General features: G+C 46.3%; 5 protein-coding genes. 4 read left to right on the top strand and 1 reads right to left on the bottom strand.

All coding sequences use genetic code 11. From position 1 onward, the window contains the following. Nucleotides 1-292, top strand: a 292-nt coding sequence (locus CKO25_RS20600; RefSeq protein ID WP_200389816.1) for a transposase, incomplete at its 5' end; no start/stop codon positions are given. A 130-nt stretch (nt 293-422) separates the two neighbouring features. On the opposite strand, the gene CKO25_RS20595 is transcribed toward CKO25_RS20600, so the two are convergent. Continuing rightward, nucleotides 423-899 carry a hypothetical protein gene (locus CKO25_RS20595; RefSeq protein ID WP_200389815.1) on the bottom strand — a complete coding sequence of 159 codons (477 nt, stop codon included), beginning with the start codon at nt 897-899 and terminating at the stop codon, nt 423-425. Nucleotides 900-1,079: 180 nt separating this feature from the next. On the opposite strand from CKO25_RS20595, the gene CKO25_RS20590 reads away from it, so the two are divergent. The 3 genes from CKO25_RS20590 to CKO25_RS20580 all read left to right on the top strand — a co-directional run. Continuing rightward, nucleotides 1,080-1,328 carry a hypothetical protein gene (locus CKO25_RS20590; RefSeq protein ID WP_200389814.1) on the top strand — a complete coding sequence of 83 codons (249 nt, stop codon included), beginning with the start codon at nt 1,080-1,082 and terminating at the stop codon, nt 1,326-1,328. Nucleotides 1,329-1,420: 92 nt separating this feature from the next. Then, nucleotides 1,421-1,651, top strand: coding sequence for a hypothetical protein (locus tag CKO25_RS20585; RefSeq protein ID WP_200389813.1), 231 nt, complete (start codon nt 1,421-1,423; stop codon nt 1,649-1,651). Nucleotides 1,652-1,759: 108 nt separating this feature from the next. Then, nucleotides 1,760-2,394 (top strand): transposase (locus CKO25_RS20580; protein WP_200389812.1); only part of this gene is annotated, 635 nt, incomplete at its 3' end.

Below are 2,394 nucleotides of genomic sequence, written 5' to 3'. Positions count from 1 at the left end.
AAGGCCTCTCTCAACAGGACAAGGAAAACGTCAAATTCGTCGCTGGATGCGACAAGTCTCGAATCGCGGAATCAGGTGTTTCGATCGCTTTCTTGGGACGCTTAGAACTCATTTCGCTGAGATCACTAATTATTTTGTCAACCGTCAGACGAGCGGGTTTGTAGAAGGCCTCAACAATCAATTGAAAGTCCTCAAACGACGCTGTTACGGCATCACCAACCTCGCCCATCTGTATCAAAGAGTGTGCTTGGATCTCAACGGATACGCTCGCTTCGGCGTGGAGTCAATATGAATCAATGAGTTAGAGTTTTCGTGTTCAGCGACTTTTCGTAGTTGATGTGTACGCAAAATATAGCGTTAAATAATTGTTTTTAAATTGGTTTCACATTCCCCTGAAATCCGGGAGAGCCCAAGTCTTGGCTCTAACTTATTAATGATAAATGACTTTTGTTCTTCTCGCTTGCTGTCATCCAGTTTCCCAGGGACGCTTCCTGTTTTTTTCGGCTGAGTCCGAACGAGAGTAGGAGGTGACGCACATGAGGCACAGTAAACGAGACTCCTGTCAGCCGCTTGATCTCCGCTGCCGCTTCTTTAAGGGTGCGTGGGGGATACTTCAAAAAATGCGATTTCAAGAAGTCACGTTGCGGCTCGATCTGACTCACTGGCTGATGAAAGTGACGCTTCTCGACACCGGACAGCCCTTTTTCAATATATGTCCGAATCGTCGTCGTGACGGTATTCGGAGCCGCGCTACTCAATTTGGCAATTTCATGGTGTGGTAGGCCAAGGTGCTTATGCCACAAGATGGTCATGCGTTTCCGCACGATCGGATCAGGATGGCGGTAACGCTGAAGTTGAATGCGGCGTTGATCTTCAACTGAAAACTGGCAACGTAGCATAAATCACCTATAATCAATCAATAGAATGGGCAGAAAATGATTATGGATCTTTATGTTATTATGAACATAATAATTTCGCAAACATTTTATTAATCTAGTATAAACAAATATTATAGGCTTCGAATGCGCGAAGGACTTTCTTCATCCACAAAGTCTGATTCAGAGGTCTTCGATAGCGTAATGAAGTGTTGCACAATAATCGAAGGTGTCCTGAAAGAAAGTGGAAGATTTCACGACGACAAAGATGATGTCATTCAGCTTGCAATCCGCCTTACTTCATATTCAGAAGATTTAGATTCGGATTACTTCATTGAAACTATGAAAGAAGAGCTAGCACATGTTGCCAAAGGAGGAGTACTTGCAACACTGCGAAAACCATATAAAAAGCAGAGCGGCCTTCTTGGATTTGATGATGATATTCCGTTCTGAGTGGGCTCTCCCGGATCTCAGGGGGTCATGTTATCATATAAATCAGTTACTTGATGGCGGTGCTCCGCTAAAATGTCATTCGAGCGCTTTTAATGATGACTTTCGATACGGATACGATTCAGGCTCTTTTAAATCTTCCTGACCTCGCGATTGACCGGGTGGTTTTAGGTGAACGTAAGACGTTGAGAATTTACGTTCATAGTACCCTGGAAGGAACGCAGTGTCACCGTTGTGGCAAGCCGATTCATCATGCTTATGGTTTAGGCAATGAGATCGAACTTCGACATTTGCCGCTACTCGAATACCGAGTGCTATTGATCTGACGTCCTAAGCGTTATCAATGTCGCTCCTGCGAAGGGCATCCAACGACAAGTCAAACCCTGTCATGGTATACGCCACGTGCCTCAGTCACAACAGCTTTCGAGCAACAGATGCTTTTGGAATTGATCAACAGCACGCTTGAAGATGTAAGCCGGAAACAGGCCATTGGCGTTGATGCGTTACAATGCATCCTTGATCGTCAGATGAGTGCCACCATCGATTGGAATCCAATTCAAAATCTCGAAGTGGTCGGGATCGATGAGATTGCACTGAAGAAGGGACATCGCGATTTTGTTGTTGTGGTCAGTGCCTATATCAACGGCATGCTGCAGGTCATCGGACTGCTCAGCGAGCGCACCAAAGCCGCAGTGAAGGCATTTTTTAACAGTATTCCCAAGCGGTTACGACGTACCGTCAAGGTCATCTGCACGGATCTCTATGCCGGTTTCATTGGGGCTGCGAAAGCCGTTTTCGGCAAACGTGTGCTCATTTGCGCAGATCGTTTCCATATTGCTCGCCTGTATCGGGACAGTTTTGAGACCTTACGAAAACGGGAATGGAAGCGGTTACAGCGGACGCTCACGAAATCGACATTGGATCAGTTCAAAAACGTGCATGGGCTCTTGCGCCATCGCCGCGCGGATCTCACCGACGATGAGCGTCGTATCCTCAATCGTTTGTTTGTTCACTCGCCCCAAATCAAAGACGCTCACGATGCGTGCGAAGCGCTCACCATGATTTATGA

The sequence above is a fragment of the Thiocapsa imhoffii genome, from assembly GCF_016583985.1.
Taxonomy (GTDB): Bacteria; Pseudomonadota; Gammaproteobacteria; order Chromatiales; family Chromatiaceae; genus Thiocapsa; species Thiocapsa imhoffii.
The sequence above is the reverse complement of the archived record's forward strand: the minus strand, read 5'-3'. Positions and strand labels throughout refer to the sequence as shown.

Excerpts from the sequence above, each read along its gene's own strand:
- CKO25_RS20595 (WP_200389815.1), bottom strand. The coding sequence starts at position 899 with ATGCTACGTTGCCAGTTTTCAGTTGAAGATCAACGCCGCATTCAACTT.
- CKO25_RS20585 (WP_200389813.1), top strand. The coding sequence starts at position 1,421 with ATGATGACTTTCGATACGGATACGATTCAGGCTCTTTTAAATCTTCCT.
- CKO25_RS20590 (WP_200389814.1), top strand. The coding sequence starts at position 1,080 with ATGAAGTGTTGCACAATAATCGAAGGTGTCCTGAAAGAAAGTGGAAGA.